22 protein-coding genes are annotated in these 21,499 nt (G+C 38.3%); 3 read left to right on the top strand and 19 right to left on the bottom strand.

Annotated features, from left to right (window positions below):
* Window positions 1-375: 375 nt before the first annotated feature.
* Window positions 376-1,389 (bottom strand): alpha/beta hydrolase, encoded by a 1,014-nt coding sequence (locus JOD28_RS01765; protein WP_204769200.1) that lies wholly within the window; start codon window positions 1,387-1,389, stop codon window positions 376-378.
* Window positions 1,390-1,867: 478 nt separating this feature from the next.
* Here JOD28_RS01765 and JOD28_RS01760 point away from each other — a divergent pair, with 478 nt between their 5' ends.
* The gene (locus JOD28_RS01760) at window positions 1,868-2,170 is read left to right on the top strand and encodes a thiamine-binding protein (protein WP_204769199.1); all 303 of its coding nucleotides are present in this window, start codon (window positions 1,868-1,870) and stop codon (window positions 2,168-2,170) included.
* Window positions 2,171-2,266: 96 nt separating this feature from the next.
* Here the strand turns inward: JOD28_RS01760 and JOD28_RS01755 are convergent, their stop codons facing one another.
* The gene (locus JOD28_RS01755; protein ID WP_204769198.1) at window positions 2,267-3,610 is read right to left on the bottom strand and encodes an FAD-dependent oxidoreductase; all 1,344 of its coding nucleotides are present in this window, start codon (window positions 3,608-3,610) and stop codon (window positions 2,267-2,269) included.
* Window positions 3,611-3,705: 95 nt separating this feature from the next.
* Here JOD28_RS01755 and JOD28_RS01750 point away from each other — a divergent pair, with 95 nt between their 5' ends.
* The gene (locus JOD28_RS01750) at window positions 3,706-4,350 is read left to right on the top strand and encodes a Crp/Fnr family transcriptional regulator (protein ID WP_204769197.1); all 645 of its coding nucleotides are present in this window, start codon (window positions 3,706-3,708) and stop codon (window positions 4,348-4,350) included.
* 41 nt (window positions 4,351-4,391) lie between these two features.
* Here JOD28_RS01750 and JOD28_RS01745 read toward each other — a convergent pair whose 3' ends face one another.
* The 15 genes from JOD28_RS01745 to JOD28_RS01675 form a co-directional block, all read right to left on the bottom strand.
* Window positions 4,392-5,156, bottom strand: a complete 765-nt coding sequence (locus JOD28_RS01745; RefSeq protein WP_204769196.1) for a ribonuclease HII — start codon at window positions 5,154-5,156, stop codon at window positions 4,392-4,394.
* Entirely contained in the window at window positions 5,149-6,003 is an 855-nt protein-coding gene (gene ylqF, locus JOD28_RS01740) for a ribosome biogenesis GTPase YlqF (RefSeq protein ID WP_204769195.1), read from the bottom strand. Before ylqF ends, JOD28_RS01745 begins: the two co-directional genes overlap by 8 nt.
* 54 nt (window positions 6,004-6,057) lie before the next feature.
* On the bottom strand, window positions 6,058-6,291 hold the full coding sequence (locus tag JOD28_RS01735; protein ID WP_204769194.1) for a YozE family protein: 234 nt from the start codon (window positions 6,289-6,291) through the stop codon (window positions 6,058-6,060).
* A complete protein-coding gene (locus JOD28_RS01730) occupies window positions 6,278-6,889 on the bottom strand; it encodes a YpmS family protein (protein WP_204769193.1) in 612 nt (203 codons plus the stop codon). The genes JOD28_RS01735 and JOD28_RS01730 overlap by 14 nt, the downstream gene beginning before the upstream one ends.
* Complete coding sequence (locus tag JOD28_RS01725; protein WP_204769192.1) at window positions 6,871-7,788, bottom strand: GDSL-type esterase/lipase family protein; 918 nt, start codon at window positions 7,786-7,788, stop codon at window positions 6,871-6,873. Before JOD28_RS01725 ends, JOD28_RS01730 begins: the two co-directional genes overlap by 19 nt.
* Before the next feature lie 222 nt (window positions 7,789-8,010).
* On the bottom strand, window positions 8,011-9,249 hold the full coding sequence (pepT, locus tag JOD28_RS01720) for a peptidase T (RefSeq protein ID WP_204769191.1): 1,239 nt from the start codon (window positions 9,247-9,249) through the stop codon (window positions 8,011-8,013).
* A gap of 101 nt (window positions 9,250-9,350) precedes the next feature.
* The gene (locus JOD28_RS01715) at window positions 9,351-10,139 is read right to left on the bottom strand and encodes a Nif3-like dinuclear metal center hexameric protein (protein WP_204769190.1); all 789 of its coding nucleotides are present in this window, start codon (window positions 10,137-10,139) and stop codon (window positions 9,351-9,353) included.
* Entirely contained in the window at window positions 10,136-10,825 is a 690-nt protein-coding gene (locus JOD28_RS01710) for a tRNA (adenine(22)-N(1))-methyltransferase (RefSeq protein ID WP_204769189.1), read from the bottom strand. The genes JOD28_RS01715 and JOD28_RS01710 overlap by 4 nt, the downstream gene beginning before the upstream one ends.
* 91 nt (window positions 10,826-10,916) lie before the next feature.
* Window positions 10,917-12,005, bottom strand: a complete 1,089-nt coding sequence (gene menC / locus JOD28_RS01705; protein WP_204769188.1) for an o-succinylbenzoate synthase — start codon at window positions 12,003-12,005, stop codon at window positions 10,917-10,919.
* A complete protein-coding gene (gene menH, locus JOD28_RS01700; protein WP_204769187.1) occupies window positions 11,992-12,807 on the bottom strand; it encodes a 2-succinyl-6-hydroxy-2,4-cyclohexadiene-1-carboxylate synthase in 816 nt (271 codons plus the stop codon). The genes menC and menH overlap by 14 nt, the downstream gene beginning before the upstream one ends.
* Complete coding sequence (menD, locus tag JOD28_RS01695; RefSeq protein ID WP_204769186.1) at window positions 12,804-14,426, bottom strand: 2-succinyl-5-enolpyruvyl-6-hydroxy-3-cyclohexene-1-carboxylic-acid synthase; 1,623 nt, start codon at window positions 14,424-14,426, stop codon at window positions 12,804-12,806. Before menD ends, menH begins: the two co-directional genes overlap by 4 nt.
* Window positions 14,416-15,609, bottom strand: a complete 1,194-nt coding sequence (locus tag JOD28_RS01690; RefSeq protein ID WP_204769185.1) for an isochorismate synthase — start codon at window positions 15,607-15,609, stop codon at window positions 14,416-14,418. Before JOD28_RS01690 ends, menD begins: the two co-directional genes overlap by 11 nt.
* A gap of 50 nt (window positions 15,610-15,659) precedes the next feature.
* The gene (locus tag JOD28_RS01685) at window positions 15,660-16,163 is read right to left on the bottom strand and encodes an ECF transporter S component (protein ID WP_204769184.1); all 504 of its coding nucleotides are present in this window, start codon (window positions 16,161-16,163) and stop codon (window positions 15,660-15,662) included.
* Window positions 16,147-16,962: a bifunctional hydroxymethylpyrimidine kinase/phosphomethylpyrimidine kinase gene (locus tag JOD28_RS01680; protein ID WP_204769183.1), complete on the bottom strand. Its 816-nt coding sequence runs from the start codon at window positions 16,960-16,962 to the stop codon at window positions 16,147-16,149. The genes JOD28_RS01685 and JOD28_RS01680 overlap by 17 nt, the downstream gene beginning before the upstream one ends.
* A gap of 16 nt (window positions 16,963-16,978) precedes the next feature.
* Window positions 16,979-17,515 carry a hypothetical protein gene (locus JOD28_RS01675; protein WP_204769182.1) on the bottom strand — a complete coding sequence of 179 codons (537 nt, stop codon included), beginning with the start codon at window positions 17,513-17,515 and terminating at the stop codon, window positions 16,979-16,981.
* 102 nt (window positions 17,516-17,617) lie between these two features.
* Between JOD28_RS01675 and JOD28_RS01670 the strand changes: the two genes are divergently transcribed.
* Complete coding sequence (locus JOD28_RS01670) at window positions 17,618-18,502, top strand: YitT family protein (RefSeq protein WP_204769181.1); 885 nt, start codon at window positions 17,618-17,620, stop codon at window positions 18,500-18,502.
* Window positions 18,503-18,538: 36 nt separating this feature from the next.
* On the opposite strand, the gene JOD28_RS01665 is transcribed toward JOD28_RS01670, so the two are convergent.
* Window positions 18,539-19,108, bottom strand: coding sequence for a GNAT family N-acetyltransferase (locus tag JOD28_RS01665; protein WP_204769180.1), 570 nt, complete (start codon window positions 19,106-19,108; stop codon window positions 18,539-18,541).
* On the bottom strand, window positions 19,105-21,300 hold the full coding sequence (locus JOD28_RS01660) for a Tex family protein (protein ID WP_204769179.1): 2,196 nt from the start codon (window positions 21,298-21,300) through the stop codon (window positions 19,105-19,107). The genes JOD28_RS01665 and JOD28_RS01660 overlap by 4 nt, the downstream gene beginning before the upstream one ends.
* Between the last annotated feature and the right edge of the window lie 199 nt (window positions 21,301-21,499).

Genomic DNA, 21,499 nt, shown 5'->3' with positions numbered 1-21,499 from the left:
AAGTCAAATGAAATTATCACGCGTTTAACGATTATTCTGCGCACTAATCTTTATAACTAAATTCACAATTGATATTAACACTCAACATATTTTTTTCATTGAATACCCATTTCATATTTTTCTGAGCAGTAAATTCTGTATATCAACATAACACTTGGTTATAACGATTGGTCGATAATCTGTGTCAAACAAATTCCGCTAATCGTAGTTTAGTATCGTTGTGCTCTAAAATATCTCGATATTGGTTCCCAACAATTTGTCATCACACTTTCATTATCTCAGTTACCTGACCCGGCAGCAATTAAATCATTATTTTTTAATGTTTTTTAATTTATTATCATTTTTCAAAAAGCACTTACTCATTTTCTACGTTATTTACTTATTTTTTAAAATAAATTGACGTGTGCCCTCATAGCAAATTTTCGCTTGCGCAGTCTGATAATTAAATTGGTATTCATGCGTAACCTCTTGGCGAGAATCTTTAAAAAATAGACTTGTGACAGGAACCTTTAAATTTTGTAGTCGATTTTTAAATGCTATGCCTTGTTCTTGAAAAGAGTAAGCATTACCATCTGTCACATAAGTTGGTGGAAATTTGTTAGTCAAGTGACCCACAAGTGAGGCTTGCTTTAATTCAGCAGAATTCTGCCAATTTCTGTGTCCTAATTCACTCCAAGCAACTGTGTTAATAAACCACTTCATGGCTAACGATTTCGTTTTTTGTTGCGTAACCTGCTGTAAATCGAGGGGACCGCAATAAGAAATAGCGCCCTTAATATTACTCGTGGACAGTTCAGCTGGTAAAGACATGTCCCGTGCATAATTTGGATTTGTTTGGACGTTAACATATTGTAAAGCAATTTGTGCACCTGCTGAATCACCACCAAACAATACACGTGAGAAATTTAATGTATTGTTTGCATATGACTGTCTTTTTAAATAGCGCACAGCATCATTCAACTGGTAGACTTGACTTGGATAAATAGCTGCCGGCGCTGTTTGATAGTTAACGCTTACAACAGCAATATGTGTGTCATGAACTAATTTTGTCGCAAACTCTTTAACGCCAATTTTGTCACCACCAACATAACCACCACCGTGCATCCAAATTAACGTTGTCATAGGTTTTTTGCCATTTTTAGGTGTATATATGTCTAAAGTATTCTTTTTTTTTGCAGAATAGTAGCGTAAATCTTTCTGCACGTTAACTTGCTTATTTGCGATTTTATAAGTTGGTTTATCGGTCATTTTCACTGGACCATCAAACATTCTTCCTATGATATAGGCACTGGGCCACGGAGAAATAATAGCTGCTAAAATGACTAAGATTAGCATTGTTATCATAAAGGCAAACACGTAGCCTAATAAACGTCTTAATTTTCTAAGCACCACAGCCTCCTATTATTGATCCAGTCTCACAAGTAAAAACAAATTTTATCAAAAATTACCCTAATTTAATTAGGATAATTTCTAACATTATAATAAGAATACCAATTATTTGCACACATGTCACCTATTGATTGCACAATTGACGTAACCTAATTTGGAAATAAGCACAAGCTTAATATTAAACCGCTCAGCCCGAGGATCACAGTAATTATTTAAATATACTGGTTTAACAGCATAACCCAACTTTGTTCTGTTCCAAATAAACCAGACTGACACAATTTGCATGCTGATTTTTATTGTGCTAAACTGAGAGCGTATCAAACCTACATCTGATTCGGCTTCGTGTAACCATTTTTTGAAACATAATGACTTTTCTTTAACACCTTTATTTTCCGATAATACACACGCGCACCTATAACATTCAAAAAATGAGTTAATAACTCAATATTTTTATTCAAATGAAAGCAAAGGCTCCTTAATGACTAAAATTAATGCAAGTATTGCTGTCCAAGTGCTACCAATGACAGCAGACAAAGATGACATCATCCGTATTGTCGATCATGTCATCGCTTATATCGAATCATCAGGTGTAACGTATCAAGTTGGTGCTTTTGAATCAACACTTGAAGGTGATTATGATCAATTAATGGCTGTTTTAAAGGCATTGCCTTTAGTAGCAGCAGAAATAACTGATATACCAGTTATGGTCTACACCAAAATTAATATGGTACCGAATGGTGATGTATTAACTATTGCTCAAAAAACAGATAAGTACCTTTAATCAAATAGCGTTTCAACAGCACATATAACAAATTAACTATGTTACCAAATAAAAAAGTTCCCCCTTCAAAATTTGAAGAGGGCTTTTTTCATTTGGTTATGACTCTTTGTCTAAAGCAGCTTGTGCTAAGAGATTTAAGTAATTAAATGGTCGATCAAACCAAGGTTGGAATAACATATCGACGAAAGCAAGATCTGTCAAAGTCATTCTGTTCTGAATCGCCACGGACGCTGTATTCGCTGATTGTGAAATATCATATTTACTTTGAAGTTGAACCCCCAAAATGCGCTGTGACCCGCGTTCCCATGTAATCGTCATTAATACAGGCTCAGTAGACGACATAAATTCAGGACGGAAGTTATCTGTCATTGTCAAACTATCATAATCGAGCCCAAGCTCTGCAGCATGCGCACTGGTCAAACCAGAAGAAGCCATATTTAAATCGTATAATTTTAAACCAGATGTTGATTGCGTTCCCATGTATTTAACCGTTGGTGTTGTTAAATTATAACCAATCAGTGTCCCTTGACGTACAGCATTTGTTGCCAAAGGAATGTAAGCATTTTCTCCTGTTGGGTTATAGTGAACAGCAACTGAGTCTCCTGCAGCAAAAACATCGGGATTACTCGTTTGCATATAATCATTAATAATTAACGCCCCATTTTTAGTCATTTCAAGTTGGTCTTTAAATAATTGTGTTGCTGGCCTGAATCCAACAGACATGACTACCAAATCAGCGGAAAAATTTCCTGCATCCGTTTTTATAATAACGTCATCTTCTTGACTTTCAAAAGCTCGCACTGTTTTACCTGTCTCAACGGCAACACCATGGCTTACAAACATGTCAGCAACATTTTTAGTGAATTCAGCATCAAAATAACGATTCAAAACAGTTGGCTGGTTATCGATTAATGTCACTTGACGACCTTTAACATTAAAAGCCTCAACCAATTCTGTGCCTATATAACCGCCCCCAATAATAACAACACGCTTGATTTTATCGTCATTTGCATAGCGTATCAACTCTTGTGCATGCGTATAATTTTTCGATAATACGACACGATCGTCCTCAATACCTGGTATTGGTGGTACAACTGGCCACGAACCAGTGGTCGCAACCAACTTGTCATAGGCCTCAATCGTTGTCTCATGCGTCGTCAAATTTAAAATGGTCACAGTTTTATTAATTGTATCAACATGTGTGACCTCATGTTTCATGTGAATATTGGCACCTGCTTCTTCTAAAATTTCAGGTGATGAATAGAACAAATCCTCAATATTTTTAACTTCTCCCTGTACTGTCAAAGCAATACCACATGACAAAAACGAAACATTATCATTTTTCTCATAAACGTCTACCACAGCCTTTGGATGTCGTTTTGTTATTGACTTAATTGTCGCAGTGCCAGCATGAGTTGCACCAATAATTATAACTTTCATAGTTTATCCTCCAAAACAGTTAGCTTCTTTTGTTACTTTTATTGTATAATTAATTCACAAATAAAAAATTGATCTATATCAAGAAAGAGTGAAAAATGTCACATTCTGCCTTTGCCTGCCTTAAAGCCACCCCTATTTTTGCACAATTATCTAACGATATTATTGACCAATTGGTCGTCATTTCAACGCACCAAAAAACTTATTCTGCTGGTAGTTATATTTACAAACCAGATGACGATTTATCCGCATTAATTATTGTTGATACTGGCCAAATTGATGTATTAAACATCAATGATAACGGGCAAGAACTACTCTTATATTCTCTACATAGCCACCAAGTTGACGCTGAAGCTTCTCTATTCACTGATGCGATGCACCATCATTTTGCACGTGCCAAGACAGATGCTAAGGTATGTACGATCCGTCGATCAGATTTTCAAAATTTGCTACATGCGAATCCTAGCCTAGCACTGAAAATGTTAAATACATATGGCACACGATTAACTGACCTTGAACAGCGTCAAATCAGTCTATCCTTACAAAGTGCAGATGAACGCTTAATTAAATATCTTCATGAAATAGCTGATATACAAATGAATAACACATTTAAATTGGCGCTCACTAAAAAAGAATTGGCTGCATCACTACATATTGCGCCAGAAACTTTAAGTCGTTTATTTAATAAATTAGCACGTAATGGTACGATTACCATTCACAAACGGGAAATTACGATTCTTTGACAAAAAAAACAGTTAACATGCAAAATCGACATGCTAAATGCTCATAATTGATCGCGCACTGGTCCAAATGACCGGCGGTGAATTGGTGTAATACCTAGTTTTTTTATTTGATCTAGGTGCTCTTTTGTCCCATATCCGGCATGTTTAGCAAAACCATAGCCCGGATAAATTTCATCATAATCTGACATGATACGATCACGCGTGACTTTAGCCACGATACTAGCTGCACCAATTGAATTACTAAGTGCATCACCTTTTATCAGAGACTCTTGTACTATAGGCAAATCTAACGTCATCGCATCAATTAATAAGACATCAGGTGCCGGTGCTAAGTTTTGAACTGCCTTTGTCATTGCCAATCGTGCGGCTTGATAGATATTAATGTCATCGATTATTTGTGCGTCAACAATACCAAAACCAATCGACACAGCCTGTGCTATGATCAAGTCATATAGTATATCACGTTTGTCAGCCGACAACTGTTTCGAGTCAATAACCTCAACAACATTAAAATCATGCGGCAAAATGACTGCAGCAGCGATGACAGGACCTGCAAGCGGTCCACGTCCAACTTCATCAACACCAGCGACGTAGGGCACGCCCTGATCCCAATAATGGTGTTCAAAAGCAAAGCGTCCTTGAAATGCCCGTTCTTGTGCAATGTTTTTCTCATGCTGTCTATCCCAAGATTTTACCGCAGATTTCACGCCCGCTCGCGTATCAGATCGCCATTGCACTATGCGATTATCCGTCGGATCCGTAATCATTTTTAATTCAGCTTTAATTTTTAAAATTGTATCAGTCATTTGTCTGGGTAATTAAATCTAATGTAAACGTTCCTAATTTACCTTTACGTAAATCATTGAGTAATCGTTCACTCGCCTTTTCATAATCATCTTTGAAACCAAGTTTACTTGTAATTTCAAGTAATACCTGAACATTGTCTTGATCAAATACATCGTTTGTTAAATGGTAACGTTCAATAATTGCCTCAGGACGATATTGTTGAAAAAAGGCAATCAAAAATAATGCCGCATCATCTTTAGCAAAAATAGTATCTTTGACAGCACCAGTCAGTGCTAATTTCATACCAATAACTTGGTCTTCAAATTTAGGCCAAAGCACCCCTGGTGAATCTAATAATTCAAGTTTTGTAGGTGTTTTGAGCCAAGCGACTTTCTTCGTGACACCTGGGCGGTCTGCCGTTGGTGCGACATTTTTCATGACCAAATGATTTAATAAAGTAGATTTCCCAACATTGGGAATACCAGTAATCATCGCCCGAATTGGTTGATCCTGAATTCCTCGAGCCAACTGCGCTGCTTTTTTTGATGCAACAGCTCGCCTTGCTGCCTTCGTCACTAATTGTGGTGTTCGAGGATCCCGTGTATCCAATACTAAAACGGTATGTCCCTCTGCTTCAAAGTGCGCTTTCCACGCTCGAATTTGTTCAGGGTCCGCCAAATCAGCTTTTGTCATAATTAATAGACGTGGTTTTGAGCCAATCAATTTATTGACTTCCGGATTGCGTGAGCTTTCTGGAATGCGCGCGTCAACTAACTCAAAAATAACATCAACTAATTTTAAATTTTCTCGCATTAAGCGAAAAGCTTTGGCCATGTGACCAGGGAACCATTGAATAATTTGTGCCATTGTGTCATATATACGTATGCACCTAATTACATTAGTCACACGCGTTTCCTTATCTTAATTAGTTATTGCTGCTTGATACATGTCCCACGCTTTATCAAACGTTGTCATGCTCATTAAATATGATGTGTTCTCTTCTAAATATTTTGAAACGTCATCAAAATCCGTACTCTGTTTCGGAAAAGTTAAATCCAAAAACGCATTATTTGCAAAGTGCTGTATCTCATCTGCCGAGACAGCATTGCGATTTGTCATTAACCAATTATAAAAAGAACGATTATTTTCTGCCATTCGCTAACCCGCCTTCAAAAATAAAATTGTCCGCTTTCATATCAATAACTTTAGCACGAAATGACATACCTTGTGTTACTGGTAATTCTGTCATGTCAACATATATTTGTTTCTTATTTGGATTTATTTTAACAAATTTTGGTGCATTATAACTTGATTTTACATACTGCATGACTGTCGGAATAGGCAGAGGCAAATTACCAATTGCTAATTTTTGAGCAGTCAAAATAATGTTCCCGTTCTTTGTAACTTCAGGTTTTAAGGCCATACCAAACTTGAAGTTTTCACCCAAAAATTTAGCGCTACCGTACATCATAATACTGTCTTCAACACGAAACGTGTAGCCACTTGTATTTGTATCACTAAGATAGTAGGCGACTAAGGCATTGACCTGCTTTTTATTCAAAGAGACATCAAAAGTCGCATCCGTGTTGGCAATTTTGGATTTGTTATCTGTTATACCAACAGGTTGGGCAGCGGCGTGAAATAGAAAAAATAAACTCACTAAAATAACGCCAACTAACGCCCAAAAAGCCCAAAACCACGAGGACTTTGTTTTTTTTATAGTTGTCTTTCTTTTTAATGTGCCTTCAACCATGTACTCTGCTCCTTTCTCATCACATTAAATAATTGCGTCGTCATATAATTATACCCAATGTTATTCGGATGATAATTATCTGTCTCACTAATCCAATTATTTTTGACTGTTGTCTCTCCCAATAAAGTCGCTGTCATTTCTGCATTGTCATCTGTCTTTTTTGAAATAGGTTTTACTTTTTTATTTAACGTTTGTCGTAATTTTTTGTTATTATATTGACCAAAAGTTAACTGATATAAGCTGACATAGTAACTATTTTTGTCATTTACAGCCACACGACGATTAACAGTATTAAATAACTGAACATCTTTATTCAGATCCTCTCTTTTTGGGAAATGAACAAATAACGGATTATAGTTACCAAAAATAAATATTGGCGCATCTGAATTCCGACTTCTGATAACTTTAAATAAATCCACTAATTTATTTTCATACTGTTTTTGTCCTGTTGCAATAGCGGCTGACAAATCTGTTGGCGTTTTAGCCGAAATGTTTTTTAGTAGAGATTGCTGTAAATCATTTCCACCAACAGTGACTATAATTGCGCCAGCTTGTTCGACTGCGTGTTGAAAATCAGGTTGTGTTTGTAACCGTTTTTGTATTTGATCTGACCGATCACCAGATCTTCCGAAATTTGACATTGAAACTTTAATATCATATTTCGTGTCAATTTCTTTAGCAATACGACCGGAATAGCCCTGTTCGTGCTTCTCATCCCCAACGCCTTCTGTCAATGAGTCACCAAGCGCGACAAAATTAACATGCTTCACCTTTGCTAACTTAGCCGCTTTTTCAGGCCCTGCGACCTGCAAAGTATTTTGTTTATTTTTCTGCCAGCCAATCACGGCTACGCAAGATAGTATTATTAATAAAGTAGAAAATATGACTTTCTTTCGCATCGCGCCCCCCAAAAAAATGATTATCCATTTTATTATACCAAAATTTCAGCACCCGCGCTAAACACTCACCTCTTGCATCAACATTTCTCTAGTCACTTAGTTTAAACCAAAAAAAACAGTCATTTGTTGCCTACTTATTTCGGACAACTGACGACTGTGTTCAACATTCATATTTTCAGAAAACAATATTTTTAATTGAAATCATCAATGCTTGTTTTTTGATTATTTTTCTTGTGCTAGAGCAATAATTTTCAAAATCGTATCTGTAGCCTGTGCCATGACTGTTGTTGACACATATTCAAAACGGCCATGCATGTTCTCACCACCGGCAAAAAGGTTGGGTGTTGGTAAGCCCAAAAATGTAATTTTTGAACCATCGGTACCACCACGAACGGGCTCAATAATTGGCGTAATATCAAGCGCTTTCATTGCCTTTTCTGCTAATGCTACTGGACGCATATCATCTTTTAGGACTTCACCCATATTATAGTACTGGTCTTTTAATGTCACATTAACACGCCGTTGTCCAAAATGTTTATTTAATTTTTCAGCAATATCCAATAATATTTGTTTACGGTTTTCAAATTTTGACCGGTCATGATCGCGCACAATATAACGCAATTGTGCCGTTTCAGGGTTACCCGTAATTGCCATAACATGCCAAAAACCTTCGCGTCCTGATGTATGTTCAGGGCGTTGTGCCTCGGGCAGCTGCGCATGGAAATCCATTGCTATTTGAATCGCATTAATCATAGTATCCTTAGCTGTACCAGGATGCACATTACGACCTTGGATATCGATTGTGGCACTGGCAGCTGAAAAGGTCTCCCACTCTAATTCGCCGGCAGGACCACCATCTACTGTATAAGCAAAATCAGCGCCAAACGCCGCGGTATCAAAGTTGTCCGCCCCAATGCCAATTTCTTCATCAGGACCAAACCCAAATCGTAAAGCACCATGTTTAATTTCGGGATGAGCAACTAAATATGCTGCCGCTGTTATGATTTCTGCCACGCCTGCTTTATCATCAGCACCCAACAATGTCGTCCCATCCGTTGTGATTAAAGTGTGACCAACATATTTTAGTAAGCTTGGAAACGCTGTTGGGTTAAGCTCATAACCACTAGCACCCAAGGTTATGCTAGATTCACCATCATAATTTTTAACAATTTGTGGTTTAATGTTTTCACCATTAAAATCAGCTGTATCAACATGCGAGATAAACCCAATAACTGGTACGCTTTCGTCTGCAACATTGCTTGCTAATTCTGCAAAAACATAGCCATCCGACATTGTACGAACATTTTCTAACCCAATTTGTTCTAATTCTTTCGCTAGGTTAGCTAAAAAATCCACTTCTTTAGTCGAAGAAGGCACAGTTGTTGATGTTTCATCTGATTGTGTATCAATGGCAACATAATTTAAAAAACGTTGCGTGAGTTCAGGATAATTTTCGTTCATAGGTTATTATTTTTATGATGTCACGCACCATTTAATATCGTGCGTGACATCATATGTCCTTTCAGAATTTGGTCGACCAAGGTCCGGACGTACCCTAATTTTCATAAATAGGTGTAAGGATCAGTATTAATACTTGTGGCAAAAGCCAGCAGTGACTCACCAAACCACGTCTTAACTTTTGCGGCCATAAGTTCATTGGCAATGGCTTCCATATGGTGGTCAGGATCAATGACAACAAAATCAGAAGCTAAAATATCATGCCCAACATGGTAATAAACATCAGCGGTGATATAAACATCTGCACCAGCTGCTTGAGCAGTTCGCCACCAGCGACCACCATCACCACCCAGTACTGCAACTTTTTGAACTGTTTTTTGCAAATCATTAGCAATAACACGAACCGTTTTAACTTGGAAAATATCACGTATTTTCTCAGCGTAGGCCGCTACAGTTATTGGTTGATTAAGACTGCCAATCCGGCCAAGACCTGTCACACCATCTTTGTTAGGTAGTAGCGGTAAAACATCTACCATACCTAGGGCATCAGCAAGCCAATCATTCATGCCACCTTGCGTGCTATCCAAATTTGTATGTGAAGCATAAACAACAATGTTATGTTTAATTAAATCAGCATACATTTTATTTTGTGGTACACTAAGGTCCAAATTTTTGGCTGGGAAAAACATTGCCTCATGATGGGCCCAAATAAAATTCACCTGTTGCTCGATCGCTTCTTGCACCACTTCTGGTCGGACATCAAGTGTTGTCATCACCCGACTAATTGTTTGACTAGGATCGCCAATTTGTAAACCAGTTGGATCGTCTTCTTCAGCGAGTGCCTTTGGGGCAAATCGCTCAATTTCATCTATCAAGTCTTGTGCTATCGTCATGACATAGTCTCCTGAATTTGATGGTAACGTGCTTGCCACTGACGGTAAGCCGCCGTACGTGTTTTATCAGCAGCTCGTAACTGCTTCAATATAACAGTAATACGATCAACCTCTTTTTGCCACTTGGCAACAAAAGTTGCTGTTTTTTCAATGCGTAAATATGGACCAAAATCAACATCTAATTCTGATAAAGTCTGCTCTCCAGGTATTGCAACAATAACTTCATAAAAATGCGTCTCTTCTTGTACGACTGTTTCATCAATGATCTGATACTGATTTGCCGTCAACCATCGTCGCACAATCGCCTCATCTGTATTTGGTTGGAGTATCAAGGTTTTGAAAGACTGACGACGTTGGGATGCTGCTTCAAGAATATCACTTATCAAAATACCACCCATTCCCGCGATGGTCACCGTGTCAATCTTATCTTCATCATTGACTGCCAAAAGACCATCAGCTAAACGGCCTTCAGCACGATCGGACACGCACCTTTTTTGCAATTCATGACGTGCATTGTCAAGCGGTCCTTGAGAAACTTCGCCAATAATAGCATATTCTATGTGGTCATTCATCAATAAGTTTACTGGTAAATAAGCATGGTCTGACCCTATGTCAGCCAAACGTGCACCAGCTGGTACAAAATTTGCTACCGATTTTAAGCGTGGTGAAAGTTGCGTACTATCCATATCTAAATTCCTTTAATATTAGTATATCATGGTAACAGTATTTATGGCTATTTACTCATAAACACCTAACAAAAAATATTTTCTAACTGTGTTATTGCGATAAAAGTCGCCGTGATAGCGTTAAACCGATGCCATCATCTTGTGGCACACGCATTAAGCCTTTATGTAATTGAAATGATTCTACCGTTAAATCATGTTCAAAATAGCGATCACTTTCAGAAATATCTCCTGCAATCGCCATTTTTGGTAAGCTTGCTAAAGCTAAATCCACACCACGACCAATATTACTACTTAACATGCCACCAATCCAGGGTTTAACACCTGCTGCACAAGCAATATCTATAGCCCGAATTGCGGCAGTGATGCCGCCAAGTTTGGCTTGCTTAATAGTGACCGCATTGGCAGCTTTTAATGCCACCATCGTCCTAATGTCGTCAATACTATTAATACTTTCATCCAAACTCAAAGTTTGCGTTGTTTGCGTTTGAAAAGCGGCATGATCAACAAAATCATTCACCGAAAAAGGTTGCTCAATGAAGGCCACATTTTCTGGTAATTGATTTAACATAGCTGCATTTTGTAGCGTAAAACTACTATTTGCATCTAAAGAAAACTGTTGTCTAGGAAAATGGTTTAATAGTGCAATTAGTTTTTGACTATCTAGGTTTTGCGCGTCCATTTTGATTTTAATACGCCCATATCCCTTATCAATGGCGTTGCTAATTTGCGATAGCGTAACATCTAACCCAAAAGCAATACCAACAGGCACTTGATCATGTATACCGCCAATCATTTGCGTCAAAGACTGATGGGTCAGTTTGCCAACTGCATCCCAAACCGCCATCTCAACCGAAGCTTTTGCAAATGAACCAAATGGTACTGCAAACATGAGTTGTTCAGCAAAATCTTGTGATGACTCAAAAAAAAATGTCCTAATCAATGGTTGTATAACAGTCTGAACGATTGAACGACTCGTTGTTTGGTTTTCAAGTGTGTAGCTAAAATCATCAAAAGACTGTATCTCACCATATCCGATAGCTTGATTCCCCGTTAATTCATCAATGACTAAAAGTTCTATCACGGTTAATGGTCGTTCTTTTGTCGTCTGATGCGCTGTTTCAAAAGACTGCTTTAGCACCAAAGATGTCGATATCATTTGCAGCTTCTTAATGCGATACATTTTTTATCACCTCGATAAATTGCTTTGGTTGTTCTAAATGCGTATTGTGCCCCGCATGTTTTATAATATTTACTTGCGCACAAGGTGCCAAAGCAGCCATATCATCTGCAATTCGTTTAAACTTTTCGTCTAATTCGCCAGCTATTAGCACCGTAGGTATCTGCAGTTGCGGTAAACTTGGCCAAAAATTTTCCTGCACCCCTGTCCCCATATATATCAACGAATTGGCCATATTCTGTGACTTTTGCGACAATCTTTGTTCACGCACTTGTGCTTGTTGCTCTGTTGTTAAGGTATTTTGCGTAGCAAACAAAGGTAATTTTTCCCAGACCGACACGAATTGTTGAAAATCCGTATTAATCAATTCTGATTTTTTCACATCAGCTATGCGTCGTTTGGCACGTTCAGATTCTGAACGTAATCCTGCTGAGGTACTTTCTAAATATAGATTTGCCACACGATTAGGTACCGTCATCGCAAAACCAAGTGCCAACCGTCCGCCCATCGAATAACCCAGTAGCTGAATTGTAGACCAGCCAACTTGGTTTAAAATAGCTAATATATCATCAATTTGCGATGCCATTGTGAAACGTTTGACATCATCAACGTATGGTGCATGTGGGCCAAACCCCAATAAATCGAACGTCATCACTTCACCTGGTAATCGTTGAATAATCGCATCAAAATCATGATGCGATCCCATAAATCCATGAAGTAACAACCATTTCATTGGTTGATCATCATTACGTTGGCGTAAGATGTGGTAAGCATAACCGTTTACTGTAATCACTTGTTGCCTCATTTGTTAGATCCCATGAGTTGATGGTGCGCCTTCACGTTGCTCAAGCGGTCACTTTTGAATTCAATGAGTCTTGGACCATCAATTGGTGCTACTATGACGGTTTTGAGATCTTGTGCCTGATTAATTTTAACATATGGCATGTCATATAAACTCGCAACTTTTGCCATATTTAAATTCAATGGTGTACCAAACAACGTCTCAAAATATAATTCAGCAGTGGCTTGCGGTAAAAATGAAAAAATACCACCACCATTATTATTTACCACAACAATGTCAAGTGGTAGTTGATACTGTTTAGCCATCATTAAGCCATTCATGTCATGAAATAACGTTAAATCACCTATAAGCAACACGCTACGTTGGGAAGACGTACTACTCATTCCCAATGCCGTTGAAACAATGCCATCAATACCGTTTGCACCACGATTAGCATAAATATTCTGTGTCAATTTACCGGTAAAAATATCGTCCATGTCACGAATAGCCATACTATTGGCAACAAAAATCGTTGTTTGTTCAGGTAAGATATTGTCTAATGTCCTAGAGATGCTGGCTTCCCCAGTGACTTGACGTGATTTTGCATTTAACTCTTGCCATAATTGATAGAACTCAAGATTATTTGTAACTGTGGTTTGTGACAAAAACTCATTTGGTGAAATTTGAAACACGCGTGTTGTATGCCTAGAATGGTCGGACCCAGCCGTTAAGCCAACATACCAAACAGGAATGTTTTCAGACTTCAACCATTGCAAAACACTGGCTGAAACTGGTGTCGCACCAAATCTAATCACAAGTTCTGGCCTATAATTAGGCGTTATCATTCCTGATTTCAATAAGGCATCAATACCATAAACGGTTTTCTGTGTACGCACGCGGCTTAATACATCAGCTATAACTGGCACATGATAACGATTGGAAAATTCAGTCAGTTCAGGCAAATAATCTGCATCTTCGTTTGGTCCAGCCAAAATAAGCACTCGTGTTTGAGACAACTTTAACATATCAATGGTTTTCAAGGGCTGTGCAAATGTCAAACTTGATACCACAATATCTTCCTTATCGCCTAATTGTGGCATCAGTGGCTTACGTAATGGTAAATTAATTTGTAGTGGCCCGCGCGGTGCGATTTTCGATTCATGGACTAATTTTTGTGTCATAAAATCAATGTACGTTGTGACATCTGGGTGTTCATCTTGTAATGTAAAGCTCACATAGTTTTTGGTAAATTCGCCAAATATTTGATGTTGTGTCAACGTTTGCGGCGCACCGTTTCCTTGTAGTTCAGACGGCCGATCTGTGGATAAAACAATTAATGGTACATGAGAAATATGAGCCTCAGCAACAGCCGATGTATATTCGGTAATTGCCGTACCAGATGTTCCCAAAAGTACGACGGGTTCCTGTTGCTTTTTTGCAATACCAAGCGCAAAAAAACCAGCTGAACGCTCATCAACGTCAATGTATAAGTTAATATCGTCATTTTGACGATCATACTCTGCTAATAACAAGGCAACAGGCGTTGTTCGTGATCCCGGAGATACGACAAAATTTTTAACACCACTCTCATAAAGTGCCTTAATCAAATGTTTGGTATTTTTAGTTAATGCATTATTTGCCATTTGTATAGTCCCTCAATAGTTGTCGCATTGGTTCAAATTTTAGATTTGTTTCTTGTAATTCTTGCTCCGCGTTAGAATCTGAAACAATCCCCGCTCCTGCAAAAAGTGTTGCCAAATGTGTGGTCTGATTAACATGCATAGACCGGATGCCAATAATAAATTCGCCACTGCTATTTGCCGTGTAATAACCAATAGGTGCAGCAAACAAGCCACGAGGTTTCTTCTCATGTAATCGAATATAGTGTTGGGCTTCCTCTTGTGGCACCCCGCCAAGCGCTGGCGTTGGATGCAACCGTCTCATAATATCGACCACGCCATATGCTGGATCAATGCGACCGTTAATTGGGGTGTAAAGATGTTGCACCTGCTTATTGCTTAAAAGTTTTGGTGTTTTTGGCACGATTAAATCAGTAGTCACCATTTGTAATTTTTGAAAAATATTATCAACCACATACTGATGCTCTTGTCTATTTTTTGCACTATTGAACAGAGACTGGCCCAATGCGACATCTTCTGAGATCGTCGTGCCTCTTCTTACCGTACCCGCCACAGCTGCTGTTTCTAATTGACCAGCCATTACCTTCACCAAGCGTTCCGGTGTGGCAGAAACAAATAGTTCCTGATGCTGTTTTAAAATAAAGCGATAGGCATTTTTTTGTGTTTTCAATGCAGTAATCAAGCGCGAAATGTCCAACGCATCGGATAACTGATATTGTTTTTGTCTCCCAAAAACTACTTTTTTTAAAGTATCACTTGTTGTTAGTGTATCAATCAGTTTTTCAGTTCTAAGTAACCAATCTTGTTCATCAGTGACACCACGAATGGTTATCTGTGCGGTTTCACGCTTTTTAAATGTTGCCAACCATTCTTCAAAATTAGCGACAGTATTTGATTCAAATTTGATGTAACGATCATAAACCGTCACAAAAATTTTTGGTACAAACCACATACCGTTCATTAGTTGTGTATTAACTATCAATTGATCATCAAAAGCACAGCCACCAAAAACAACATCGCCCGTCAAATTTTCGGGTGACATTGCCTGCTGTAAAACACCAAATCCAAATAATTCTTTTTTGCTATCAGCAGATGCAAAATAAGCTGTTGTGTCGAAATAATCTAAGGCACAGTAGAGTCGTGTCTGATCCTCATCACGTAACGCGCGTGAAAAATGATACTTCATGAAATTATACCTCATCACATTAAAAAGCAACAGACAATCATCCGTCGCTTTTAATTTCTTAAATTAACTTGTGGCATATGTTTAAATATCGGTATCAATAGTAACGCAACAACTAGCCCCATAACGGACTGGGCTACATTGCCAATAATAGACGCAATTCCTGCTGTCCAATTATACAAAAATGCCCCAGCTAATAAGTAGCCAATAATCATAATCAATGACCCTAATATTAAACCAATAATTTGGCTAATTGTCTTTTTTTGATAACCAAAATAACCAACAACTAAGCCTTCTATGCCGTGGATAACTAGAGAAAAAAACATCCACTGCGGATAACCAGCTAGCAAATCAAGTAATAAGCCACTTAACCCACCAACTATCATACCTTGACGCGCACCACCTAGTATAGCAGCTATAAAAATGCCTGCTTCTACTAAATTAACAAAGCCATTAGTTGCCGGCACTGGTATTCTAACGATATAAGACAAAACAACGTTTAACGCGATGATTACTGCTAAAATCGTCATTTGTTTTGTATTAAATTTTTGGTCCATAATTACTTCTCCGAGCACCTTGCCAAACATTGCCAAATGCAAATTTTTTATTTATAGTTACACCACTTTTAATGCCCTGCCAAACAAATTTTTTGGCATCGTTTACTGCTGTTATAGTATCTAAAGAGCGACCTAAATTAGCAGCTATAGCGGCTGATAAGGTGCAACCCGCACCATTATGATACGGTGGTGATGTGGTAACCTTCTCTTGCGTTAATGTTACAAGCACTGACCCATCATATAATACATCAACAGCCTCACTACCCGCCAATGCCGCGCCACCCTTAATTACAACGTTTTTGGAACCATACTTAAAAATCGTTTTTACAGCTTGCTTCATTTCTTGCAAACTATTAATCATCTGGCCCGATAATATTTGTGCCTCATTCAAATTAGGTGTAACAATCGTTGCTAACGGTAGTAATTCATTTTTGATAGCTGTTGCGACATTTTTTGTATCAATTTTTGACGTTTCTTTAAAAACCATGACAGGATCAACAATAATAGGTATATCAACATGCGACAAATAACTTGCCACCAGCGTAATGATCTCAGGTGTTGGTAATAAACCCACTTTAATAGCCATTATATCGTCTACTTCTAACACTGCCTGCAATTGTGATTCAATAATTTCTGTATCTACTGGGAATAACTTGAATTCTGATGCTGTCACCGTGACAATTGATGTCAAGACACTTAATCCAAAATAATCATAGTTACTAAATGTTGCTAAATCTGCTTGTATACCGCCACCTGCAATGGTATCGGAACCAGCAATTGTTAAAATTTTATGTGGCATATCTTTCTCTATTCATTTACTTAGCTGATGCAACAAAACTAATATTATGCCCGTCATCTGTTACAGATGTCACAACTGCATCATCACCACCAGAGGTAATGGACCATGAATAATAACGATTATGTGCTTTTGCCCAGGCAATGGCTTCACTAATTTTCTTACCCTTCAAGTGTGCGGACGCCTCAATGTCTGATTTATCTTTATCCTCAGAACGACTTGAGGCAGAAGATGAAGAAGCACTGCTACTTGACTCCGACTGACTGTCACTGCTATTGCTGTTTGCCGATGAATTTGATGACTGATCGCTCTGCTGATCATTATGACTCGATGTCGCATTTGACTTCGAAGAATCCGAATGAATGGTCTCGTTAACAGTCTTATTGTTAACAACTTTCTCTGCGATTGGCGCTGTCGTTTTTTGAGACGACGAATAACCAATGTAAATGAAAACACCCAAACTAATAATAATTAGGGCAGCAATCGTAATAAAAATATTACGTACTATATGTGTGGTCTTATGAAATTTAGGACGTTTGTAATCTTTATCTGCCATATTTACCTCTCAATTTATACTATTATACCAAATATCTACATGCTACTGCCAATAGATTTTATGATAAAATTAAAGCAATGTCGTTGAGGAGCTTAGATGCCTATGAATAACACAAATTTAGCACGTATTTCACTAAAAGATTTGGTAATGATTACCCTTGGTACAGGATTTTATGGCTGGAGCTTAATTAATATTAATATTCCAAATCAACTAGCTGAAGGTGGCTTGTCCGGTATCACCTTAATCTTGCTAGCTCTATTTAATTGGAATCCAGCCTATACAAACTTAATTTTAAATGTGCCCCTATTATTACTCGGTTATCGTATTCTTGGTCGCAGATCGTTCATTTATACAATTTGGGGTATCGCTACCCTGTCATTTTGGCTATATACCTGGCAAACCCTGCCAATGCACCCAATATTACACCATGATATGCTAATTGCTGGATTATTAGCGGGTATTATCTCAGGTGTTGGGTTAGGCATCGTCTTTCGATTCGGCGGCACATCTGGTGGTACAGATGTTGTAGCACGTATCATGGAACAAAAATTTGCTATCCAAATTGGTCGTACAATGTTTGCTTTAGATGCCGTTGTTTTACTGATGTCACTAGTCTACATTGACATTGTACAGATGATGTATACATTAATTGCCTCGTTTGTGTTTGCCCAAGTTGTTGGATTAACGCAACAAGGTGCCTACACGGCGCGTTCATTTATGATTTTCACAAGCTACCCCGAAGAAATATCTCATGCCATTATGGATGAGTTGGAGCGTGGTACAAGTCTATTAAAATCAGAGGGGGGATACTCTCATCGCGAACAACGTGTTGTTTATGTTGTTGTTGATCCGTCGGAAGTCAGCGCTGTGCAACACATCATTCAAGAAATCGACCCGAAAGCCTTTGTCTCAATTTTTACTGCTCAAGAACAACTTGGCGAAGGATTCTCTTACCTGAGACCCAAGAAAAAATTTATTTTCTTCTAAAAAATGGCCACGCTTGAAACTCAGCATGGCCATTTTTTATAATTGCTTTTGCATATGCGTATAATCATGCGAGCCAATAGTCAATCGACCAACTGGTTTAAAACCTAACGAATCATATAATTTGTATGCTCTGGGATTACCATCATCGACATTTAACCCGACAACGTCACGATGTTGATCTTTAGCACGTGTCTCAATAGCTTGAAATAGTTTTTTACCAATCCCTTGTCCACGCGCTTCATCTGTGACCACAATGGAATCTAGATACCATTCATTATCAAACACTTCTGAATCTTCAAAGAGCCAACGATGATAACTGAATTTATCTGCTAAAACAGTTTGCAAAGCATCGTCAAGTGTTTTTTCTTCCGTGTCAACATAACCAAAAGCCACCCCAAGAATTTGATTTGCATCGTTTTTAGCAACTAATGCCCGGCTATAATGATAGCGACTTTTATCAGAAGTTGCCACAGCTAATGACAAAGCCTCCTGCACATCAGCAACACGTAACTCATCGTAGATTTTCAAGGCCATATCATCCAAAATCGTCTGCTCAAGTTCTAAAATGACGGCTTGGTCTGCTTTTGTTGCCGCTTGAATAATCATGCATTAACCTCCTCTGGATTAATCATTGTCAACCCAATACGCTGTCTTTTTTCGTCAATATCAACCACCCAAACATTAACAATGTCACCGACAGATACAACATCTGTTGGTTTTTTGACACGACGCCTTGCCAATCGCGAAATATGCACCAACCCATCATGTTTCACACCAAGATCGACAAATGCACCAAAATCAACAACATTGCGTACAGTACCTTGCAACTTCATCCCAGATTTTAAATCTTCAATATGTAAAATATCAGATTTTAACAGTGCCCCAACCATCTCAGAACGGCCATCTCGACCAGGCTTTTGTAAGTTCGTTATGACATCTTGTAATGTTTGCAATCCAATGTTGAGGGTCTTTGCTGTTTGCTCTTGATTTAAGGCACGCAATTTTTGATTAGCTATGGGTGTTGCTAAGTCTTGCAAATCAATCTCTGCAAGTTTGAGTAACTGTTTAACCGCAGAATAACTTTCAGGATGAATATTTGTATTATCTAAAATATTCTTACCATCTAAAATACGTAAAAATCCTGCCGCTTGTTCAAACGCTTTTGGACCTAGTCGTGTCACTTTTTTGAGTTGGATACGCGAGGTGAATTTACCAATCGTATCACGGTAAATGACAATGTTCTGGGCAAGTGTTTTATTGAGACCAGCAATATGTGTTAGCAGCGCCGCACTAGCGGTATTCAGGTTGACACCAACTTGGTTCACAGCTGTTTCAACTACCTGATCCACTTGTTCATCTAGTAATTTAGCGTTTAAGTCATGTTGGTATTGACCAACACCAACTGATTTGGGATCAATTTTAATGAATTCGGCTAAAGGATCCTGAATACGACGACCAATAGAAATGGCTGAACGTTCTTCAACATGCAAGTCTGGAAATTCAGCACGTGCCTCATCAGATGCAGAATATACTGAGGCACCAGCTTCATTGACGATCGCATACTGTACACCATTGGGTAAATTATTGGCAACAAACTCTTCAGATTCGCGCGAGGCAGTACCATTCCCAATAGCTACTAGTTGCACGTGATAGTGTTGCACTAATGTTTTAAATGTTTCGGCGGCTGCTTTTCGTTGCTGTAAATTAGCCGGTTTATGCGGATATATGACCTGCTTGTTTAAAAATTTGCCATTTTCATCAATGATTGCTAATTTAGACCCTGTTCTAAATCCTGGGTCAAATCCCATCACAATTTGACCTTTAAGTGGTGCTTGCATGAGCAAGTGATAAAGATTTTCCCCGAATACCTTGATGGCTTGTTCTTGTGCTTGTGACGTCAGTTCCTGACGTATATCTCTTTCAACTGCTGGCTGGATAAATCGTTTGTACGCATCCTCAATTGCAGCACGCAAAGCTTCATATCCAGAGCCTGTTGCCTGTTGACTTTTCAATTCTTTCGTTTGAATAAAATGAATCATACGCGCTTCGGCAAAATCAATTTTAGCCGACAGAACACCATCTTTTTCACCACGATTAACAGCTAAAATACGAAATTTGTTCTCAATAATTGTTTTGAGCGGTTCACTATAATCATAATATTGTTCATAAATTGCTTGTTCATCTTTTGCCTTACCGCCACGTTTTAAACTAGATATGAATGTGCCATCTTGTCCCATTCGTGTTCGTAACCATTGTCTATATAACGCATTTTCGCCAATTTGTTCAGCTAGTATCTCATGTAGCCCTGCTAATACATCCGTATGCGTAGGTACAGCATCGTTAATATAGTCATCAACAGGAATCGTTTTGGTAATATGTGCCATGACAAAGTCTGCTAACGGCTGCAAGCCATTTTCGCGTGCAACCATTGCCTTAGTAAGTCTTTTTTGTTTGTACGGTAAATATAAGTCTTCTACAATTTGTACTGTTTTTGCAGATTGAATGGTTTTTAACAAATCTGGTGTGAGCTGTTGTTGTTCATAAATAGCCTTTAACACAGTTTGTTTACGATCTGACAAATCTTGCAATTTCTTAGCAGCGGCCTGAATATCGCGAATTTGTACTTCATCCAGCTCACCAGTCATTTCCTTGCGGTAACGGGAAATAAAAGGCACTGTTGAACCGTCATTGAGTAGTGTAAGCGTTGCATTAACTTGCTTAAAATCGATGTTAAGTGTTTGCGCGACTTGTTTAGCAGTATCGGTCTGTGTTAAGTCCGTTAAAATAAGTGTTGTCATATGATTAGGTACCATTATCTTCTTTCAAAATGTGACTTGTGACACAAAGTACTTACTGTTTTGTGTTACCTATTTATTATATCGTGAATTACCAATAACAATGGCAGTATTTTTCAAATATTGCCTCAATTAAAAACGCCACTTACTCCAAGGAATAAGTGGCGGGTAGGTAGATAGATTCTACCCAGTTGGTCCCTTT

The sequence above is a fragment of the Leuconostoc rapi genome (assembly GCF_016908715.1).
Classification (GTDB): domain Bacteria; phylum Bacillota; class Bacilli; order Lactobacillales; family Lactobacillaceae; genus Leuconostoc; species Leuconostoc rapi.
The sequence above is the reverse complement of the archived record's forward strand: the minus strand, read 5'-3'. Positions and strand labels throughout refer to the sequence as shown.